This window comes from Bacteroides rodentium JCM 16496, from assembly GCF_000614125.1.
Lineage (GTDB): Bacteria > Bacteroidota > Bacteroidia > Bacteroidales > Bacteroidaceae > Bacteroides > Bacteroides rodentium.
Map to the genome: position 1 here is coordinate 1 of NZ_BAKJ01000101.1, position 5786 is coordinate 5786.

Genomic DNA, 5786 nt, shown 5'->3' on the forward strand with positions numbered 1-5786 from the left:
GACTTTAGGTACACAAAGAGAATTGGCAACCTTACGCTCTGCACTGCCACTCAGGGTATTGGCTATTCCCTTATCCGGCAACGCCCCACTCCACAGCGTAGAAGAACCACCACCGTCCAGATTCAGCGCATCCTCCCCGCCCAATATACGAATCATATGGGCAAGCTCGGTATATTGATACCTTCCGCTTTTCCCTTCCGACGTCCGTCAACGACAATAAGCAGGATTTTTCCTTCTCTTGTCAGCGCCACAGCACTGCGGGGATGCTTGGTATTTACAAAATTCCGGTTAGTCCCGGACAAGTCGCACACTTGCCCGTCCTTCAGCATCAAAGGACCGGAAGCCAGCACAGTACCCTTTTTCAAAGTACATGCCTTTTCTTCCTGCTTGCTCCAGGGAATCAGTTCCAGCCTGCCCTTCTTTATGAGCACAGCTCCATTGGACACTGTTGCCAGAACCCCGGCAGAGGTAGTATCTATCACCACCCCGTCCTTACGCAGATAGCAGACGGAATTCCCGACTTTCATATCAAAATAGGAACCATTGATGGCCGCCACCGCACCTGCATGCCGGGCGGCTACACTGGTCTCCTCCTTGGGATTGTGGACGAGCACATCGAAACGGTAGTGCTTCGGGGATATTTCAAAAATGGACACTTCCTGAGGAACTCCATACAAAGAACTGAATACTGCCTTTTTATAAAGCATCCCTTTCTGCAGGGGCTCAGTCTGCCAGTCGGCAGAAACGATGGCAAGAGAGTCGGCAGCAGTCTGCGCCATTGCTGCAAACATACCGCAACAGAGAAACACTGCCAGGAATATTTTCTTTTTCATAAGATGGGATTGGTTTAAATTAATTCATAGCTGCAGATTTGAATCGGCATGTCGAGATTATGCAACACCTTTTCAAGCTGTATACCTTCACGGTTGTCGTACTCGTATCCGAAAGTAGCACGGATACCTTGCAGAATGAACTGCGTGGCACGGTCCAGGGCAATGGGCAAACTGTCGCCTTGCAACAGTGCCCCGGTGATGACACTGGTAAACGTATCCCCCGTTCCGGGATAATGGGCCGGCAGGTAAGGACACGTAACCTTCCAGTAGCGGTTACCGTTCCGGTTATAGGCATACACAGACGTCTTATGCTTATCATCCGTACGGGCACACTGGTAATAATCACCACTTCGGGACCACAATCGGAAAGCTGGCGAAGGTATGACTTCAACTCTTCATCCGTATTCATCTCCTTATAAGGAATACCCAGCAGATAGAACAGCTCCGTCAGATTGGGAGTAACGACATCGGCCTTGGTGATGAGGTGTTTCATTTCATCAATCATGGACTCGTGGAAGTTCGCATAAAGCCGTCCGTTATCGCCCAACACCGGGTCTACCACAACCAGACCGTCCGGCCGGCGGAAGTCATCAATAAAGTCAGAAACAATATGTATTTGCCGCGGAGAACCCAGATAGCCGGTATAAAAGGCATCAAACTGTACTTCCAGCTTCTTCCACTCGGAAATAATCTTCGGCATTTCATCCGTCAGGTCCAGAAAAGAGAACTCCGGATACTGGGTATGGCTCGACAATACGGCTGTAGGCAACGGACACACCTGAAAGCCCATAGACGAAAGGATGGGAATGACCACCGTCAGAGACACCCGTCCAACTCCCGACAAGTCGTGGACGGCAACAACCTTCTTTACTTTATTCGCATACATATTATCTATATTATTATTTTTCCTACATTTGCCGCATGAAAACCGTCTACATCATTTTGGGAACAGTTTCTTTGGCACTCGGCATCATCGGCATCTTCCTGCCGTTACTGCCCACCACGCCTTTCCTGCTGCTCACGGCAGCACTCTATTTCAGAGGCTCACCCAGACTGTACCAATGGTTGCTGAACCACAAATGCCTCGGTCCCTACATCCGCAGCTTCCGCGAGAACAAAGCCATCCCTCTACGTGCCAAAATCATCTCCCTACTGCTGATGTGGGGAACAATGGTTTACTGCATCTTCTTCCTGATTCCACTAACAGAAATAAAGATAGTATTGTTCCTTGTCGCTGTGGGGGTGACTTGGCATATACTGTCATTCAAGACGTTGAGATGATGTGCTAAACTCCTCCCAATTTTTCGAAGAATTCTCCCAATCCCTTCCGGGCATCGGCAAGCTTGTCTTCCCAATGTTTCACAGAGTTCTGCCCGATAATGTCCGTCACGTACTTCACCGAAATGAAAGGAACATTCTTGGCACGGCATACCAAAGCCTGGGCATAGGCTTCCATATCCACAACATCACCGGACACATCCGAGAGTTCTGTCAGGAAAGTATCCCCCGTATTGCATACACCACCTGCCGGCCAGTGCAAACAATATCCTTTTTGGGACAACAAATCCGTTGAATCAATCTCATACTCCATACCAAGCTCCACCAGCTTCTGCATATCACGGTCCACAAAATGACGGCATACGAAAATATCTCCTACCTGATGACAGATAGTCCCTGCCGTACCTACATTGACCACCAGGTCAGGCTGCGCATGGTTTATCGCTTCAGAAAGATAAAAAGCCGATTTCACCTTTCCCACGCCGGTACGGAGATAGCCAATCTGCACCTCTTCCTCCCCTATCAGTCCGGGAAATTTCAATTCAGTAAATTCGCCTTGTACGGCATAAGTAACCAAGATTCTCATATCAATTCATTGTTTTTAATCAGACACTGCCATTTTCCATCAATCCCATCAAATTCTCAGGAAAATCATAATTTTCCCGCCAGATAAGATTTCAACGCCTCTATATATTCTTCAAAGGCATCCACTCCCTGCGGAGTAATCCTACAAAGTGTACAAGGCATTTTTCCTTTAAAAGTTTTTGTTATCTCCACATAACCCGCCTTGCTGAGCTTATCCAACTGCACACTGAGGTTTCCTGCCGTAGCTTTCGTTTGTTGGCGGATATAGACAAAATCCGCTTCCTCGACACTGATGAGCAACGACATCACCGCAAGCCGCAGTTCACTGTGAAGCAAAGGGTTCAGTTCTTTAAACATATCAAATTTTATTCTTCCGTTTACTTTTCAACAATGCATAGAGAGATATTCCCACCAAAGGAAGGTGATACAATCCCAAATAAAACCCTGCATCGGTTGCAAAATTGCCCATGTTATAACAGCCGATGATAAACCCCACCAACGCCGTTACCCGCAGCAAAGTTAAATCAATATTTTCTTTACTCAATAGAAGCAGGACCAGAAAAACCGGAGTCATCGGACAAAATGCCATCGCCGAGCCTCCGGCAAACAGATGTATCGGGCTGAAATCGGGTTCTGCGCCACGCATCATGTCCATAGGCCACCATAGGCAAAAGAGTGCCACGGGTATCAGCCATGCCGTCCTTCGGTTCAGATTGCCGAAGGTCAGCCTGCTGCTCCCCCGCCAGGCTTCCCTCATCCAAAGCAGGGCAACCAAGAGCATCATCACCACATTGACCGTCACCATGCTGAAACCATATTTATCTGTCACTGCCACATTCTGTATGATGGCATACAACACATAACAACAGCCTGCATACAACATAAAGCAACGGGATATCTTGGCTTTATAGACAGCAAGTAGCGACAACATCACAATTGCCAATACCTGAAAAAACCATGCATAAGGATACATATTTTGTATAAAAGCATGTCCCAACGTATAGAATACCATATTTCCAACAGATTCCCATTGAACTTCTTTTGTTGCAACCGGAAATAAAATGAATTGCAAAACAATCATCCATACCATAAATTTCCAGGAGAGCAGAAATCTGTCCAAAACATTATTTATTGTCTTCATCTTATACCTCACTTTCTGTTGTGAACTTCTTTCCGGGCTTTATAGTTCAAAATATGCCCCGGAACAATCATGGCAAAGACCACCACACCGGCAAACCAAAGCAAAGACACGTATGACGTTCCGGAATCCAGTGCATCAAAGAAACTCTTCATACCCCACATAAGCCCCATAGCCGGAAAGATAAAAAATGTAGTATAACGAATGATGCAACCCGTAATGATACTTCCCATCGACATGACAATAGCCCCCATAGGAAGAATAACCTCATACCGTTCAAGATCCGTAGCCATCAATACAAATAGCATACAAATCAGTCCAAACATCCTCCAAACCTGAACTAAAATCTTGTCAATGTAAGATTTTACCATCTTCTGACGCTTACGCATCAAAAGAAATATCAGTAAATACCCGATAACGGGAATTCCCCAAAATCCCCACATCCAGAGAGGATTCTTTGTAAAGTACACACCCGCCAACACCGTCAATGTCACCAATACACTCACATATCCCCACACTAAAAACATGTTTCCGCTACCTGTGTCCAAGTTCCGACGCGTATTCTGTATCATCTGAGTGATGAGTTCCAAACTCTCTTTCTCGTTCAGTTTCTTGTCTTCCATAATCAATAAATATTTATTTATCCTGCTTTGCCATTCCGTTTAAGTAATGTCCCGGTATCACCATCATAAAAACAAAAGCCAATGCAAAAACCAGTATCTGGTCGAAACCGTGTACATAGATACACCCCACAGAGGCCAAAGCCCCCACCACTCCGCACACTGTCACTACCTTCATCTTTATAATCAGTCCCGTCAGTGCCGTCCCCATTCCCATCATCAGTAATATGACAAAAAGGACAGACATATTCCAGAAGAAGATGGAAACCCAAGAAACAAAAAAGCCCCCTAATCCGAATACCGCCCATACATATCCTACAATACGGTCAATATAAGTCTTAATCATCTTCGGCTGTTTGTGCTCAATCCATAAAGTAGAAGGCAGGGAAATAGCCGGCAACAAAAACCACAGCCATTGCCAATGATAATTTCCCGTTTCCTTCAACAGAAACCAAACCAATAACGACACTATTATGGTCGTATATCCCCATATCAGAAAAGGAGCTCCGGAATTCCGAGTCATCCGGGACTTCGTATTCTGTATCATTTGAGCAATGAGTTCCAAACTCTCCTTCTCATTCAACACTCTGTCATTCATAACCAATAGATTTATTATTCAACATCAAATACATTCAATATCAAGAAAAGCATCAGTAGCCAATTGGCCGTAAGCATATACATAAACCAGGTTTCCATATTCCCTCCTTTCAAAATTAAACAAGAGTATACTGAAGAATCCATAAACCCAGTAGAATGCCCACTAAAACCAGCAGTACTCTCACCGTCACCACATAACATCTGGCCAACAAGCTTTTACGCAAAAAGAAAGCCTCACCCAAAGCCAGTATCACTAACCAGGCATAACCATAAAAAGTAGTGATATGCCATACATCCTTTGACTCCATGCATACTGCAAAAAACAGAAAATCCGAAAGTAAAGATATTCCCACAGCAACCAATGATACAAACAACGCCTTCTTCATCAGATTCCCGGCATTACTCCCACAAGACAAGCAAGCATAAATGCCTATCCCCCAGAAAAGAGGGTTTACAGTAAGCATCAGCAACATACCCAACCGGGGGCTATGACTCCAGGGAACCCACAACACGATATTGGAAAGCCAATACAAACACATCACCGTTAGTACAGTAAATATCCACCAAAGCTGATGCTGCCAACTATCCCGTACCACTCCGGCAACCGGCTTCTGCTTCCCCATATCAAGTATCTTATCTTCCATAATCTTTAATCAGTTAAATTCTTATTCATTTCAGCACATATTCCCCCGATTGACAATCTAAGATGTTGCAAATATAAGTAGTTTATTTTAT

7 protein-coding genes and 2 pseudogenes are annotated in these 5786 nt (G+C 45.2%); 1 reads left to right on the plus strand and 8 read right to left on the minus strand.

Going from position 1 to position 5786, the window contains the following annotated elements:
• Positions 1 to 833: pseudogene (locus tag JCM16496_RS20505) on the minus strand (phosphodiester glycosidase family protein); the annotation flags it as partial.
• Positions 834 to 847: 14 nt separating this feature from the next.
• A pseudogene (locus JCM16496_RS20510) lies at positions 848 to 1719 on the minus strand (pyridoxamine kinase).
• Between the two features lie 35 nt (positions 1720 to 1754).
• Between JCM16496_RS20510 and JCM16496_RS20515 the strand changes: the two are divergent.
• Positions 1755 to 2114, plus strand: a complete 360-nt coding sequence (locus JCM16496_RS20515; protein WP_025836368.1) for a YbaN family protein — start codon at positions 1755 to 1757, stop codon at positions 2112 to 2114.
• A 4-nt stretch (positions 2115 to 2118) separates the two neighbouring features.
• Here JCM16496_RS20515 and JCM16496_RS20520 read toward each other — a convergent pair whose 3' ends face one another.
• The 6 genes from JCM16496_RS20520 to JCM16496_RS20545 all read right to left on the minus strand — a co-directional run bounded on the left by JCM16496_RS20520 (position 2119) and on the right by JCM16496_RS20545 (position 5695).
• Entirely contained in the window at positions 2119 to 2697 is a 579-nt protein-coding gene (locus tag JCM16496_RS20520) for a 5'-methylthioadenosine/S-adenosylhomocysteine nucleosidase family protein (RefSeq protein WP_025836369.1), read from the minus strand.
• A gap of 65 nt (positions 2698 to 2762) precedes the next feature.
• Complete coding sequence (locus JCM16496_RS20525; protein ID WP_025836370.1) at positions 2763 to 3053, minus strand: winged helix-turn-helix domain-containing protein; 291 nt, start codon at positions 3051 to 3053, stop codon at positions 2763 to 2765.
• A 1-nt stretch (position 3054) separates the two neighbouring features.
• Entirely contained in the window at positions 3055 to 3837 is a 783-nt protein-coding gene (locus JCM16496_RS20530; protein WP_025836371.1) for a hypothetical protein, read from the minus strand.
• A gap of 8 nt (positions 3838 to 3845) precedes the next feature.
• Positions 3846 to 4457: a hypothetical protein gene (locus JCM16496_RS20535; RefSeq protein ID WP_025836372.1), complete on the minus strand. Its 612-nt coding sequence runs from the start codon at positions 4455 to 4457 to the stop codon at positions 3846 to 3848.
• A 13-nt stretch (positions 4458 to 4470) separates the two neighbouring features.
• Positions 4471 to 5052 carry a hypothetical protein gene (locus JCM16496_RS20540; RefSeq protein ID WP_025836373.1) on the minus strand — a complete coding sequence of 194 codons (582 nt, stop codon included), beginning with the start codon at positions 5050 to 5052 and terminating at the stop codon, positions 4471 to 4473.
• A 115-nt stretch (positions 5053 to 5167) separates the two neighbouring features.
• Entirely contained in the window at positions 5168 to 5695 is a 528-nt protein-coding gene (locus JCM16496_RS20545) for a hypothetical protein (RefSeq protein ID WP_025836374.1), read from the minus strand.
• Between the last annotated feature and the right edge of the window lie 91 nt (positions 5696 to 5786).